This window comes from Ammoniphilus soli (assembly GCF_040813775.1).
In genome coordinates this window covers 1-1,833 of record NZ_JBEGDL010000113.1, presented here as the reverse complement: position 1 = coordinate 1,833, position 1,833 = coordinate 1, and the positions used below count along the sequence as shown (strand labels likewise).

At 41.2% G+C, this 1,833-nt stretch carries 1 protein-coding gene; it reads left to right on the top strand.

What is annotated here, in order from left to right; all coding sequences use genetic code 11:
* Positions 1 to 126: 126 nt before the first annotated feature.
* A complete protein-coding gene (locus ABLT31_RS38490; RefSeq protein WP_367760994.1) occupies positions 127 to 1,419 on the top strand; it encodes an IS110 family RNA-guided transposase in 1,293 nt (430 codons plus the stop codon).
* Positions 1,420 to 1,833 lie beyond the last annotated feature (414 nt).

Genomic DNA, 1,833 nt, shown 5'->3' with positions numbered 1-1,833 from the left:
CGGGCAGCATTCCTGTAATGAAGAAAAATGAGGTTTGAACATAAAAAAGCCTCTTGGTATCATAGGTCGTGTCCTAAAGCTGGCCAGCAAAAAGGACTTTCAACTCAAATACCAGGAGGCTGCAAAATGAATTATAACCAAAATCACAAGATTGCTCAAATTACTTCTCAAACATTAATTATAGGCGTAGACATTGCGAAATTCAAGCATGTCGCACGTGCGCAAGACTATAGGGGACTAGAGTTTGGGAGACCTTATACCTTTGAAAACACGAGTTCTGGCTTTGAAGGTTTTCTAGCGTGGATTCAACTGTTAACTCAACAGTATGGCATGGAGAAGACCATCATTGGAGTTGAACCCACAGGACATTATTGGCTGAATCTCGCTCATTTTCTTAAAGAACAGGGTATTAAACTTGTTGTAGTTAATCCGATGCACGTAAAGAAGAGTAAAGAACTAGACGACAACTCACCAACCAAGAATGATGTGAAAGATGCCAAAGTGATCGCCCAGCTCGTCAAGGATGGAAGATATGCCGAACCCAATATTCCACAAGGAGTTTATGCCGAACTCCGGGTGGCAAGAAAAATACGCGATCTCCTATCTGTTGACCTTCAAGCGGTACAGGGGCAAATTCACAATTGGTTAGATCGTTACTTTCCAGAGTTTTTAACGGTCTTTAAAGATTGGGAAGGAAAAGCGGCACTACAACTACTCAAGCTACATGCACTACCTCACGAGCTAGTTAAGCTCTCTGATGAAGAGATATTAGCTCATCTTAAACAAGCCGTACAACGTGCTGTTGGGGTAAGTAAGGTGAGAGATTTAAAGCACGCCGCTAGCGTTTCCATTGGAATCCGTGAGGGTGCTAACATGGCAAAACTAGAACTATGCACTCTTTTAGAGAAGTACACACTCATTAAGGAAAGATTTGAAGAGCTAGATTCAAAGATTGATGGCTTACTCGAACAAATTCCTGGTGTCGATCAAATGTTGGCGATTAAAGGGATTGGTAAAGATACGATTGCAGGCTTTTTCGCCGAGGTAGGAGATTTAACGTATTATTCTCATCCAAAACAGATCATCAAGCTAGCAGGATTAAGCCTAAAAGAAAATACATCAGGAAAGCACAAAGGACAAACCAAGATTACGAAAAGAGGAAGGAAAAAGCTTAGAGCACTCCTCTTCCGAGTGGTCATGCCTTTAGTCGCTAAGAATTCAGCTTTTAAGGCATTACATCAGTATTTTACGAAACGTTCAAATAACCCATTGAAGAAGATGCAATCACTCATAGCTATCTGCAACAAATTAATTCGAGTGTTGTTTACCATTGGCAAGAAACAATGTGAGTTTAGTGAAGAAAGAATGTTGAGCGATATTCCACATATGGGAATAACCTCTATGACAGTTGCAGCTTAGGTTTTCTCAGAATTTAACTGGTTAAGTTGGTTTGAATTTAGTAGACATCTGAAGCGCGGATTAGTCAGTAAAGGAACTATAATACGGGCAAGGACCCTGTCGGGCAGCATGACTGACATCCACCTCATGGAAAGGTTGAACGAAGGAATTTGGGAGCGTAGACTCTGTGAGATATGGGAGGGTAGACCCCCATGAGACATGTGGAGATCCACCAGTGCGACCATAGATTAACTAAGTATCCACTTTCTGGTAACGAGTGGTTAGGAAGCATGGATCTTTTTCGCTCTTCGCCCCCAAAAAAATACATTAGCACCACTATCTTCCGTTCAATGATGTATCTAATAAACTCAACTCACATGAAAAACTAAGAAAACAAGAGAAAAACGGAGATATGCATTTGTTCATAGAGGGAGG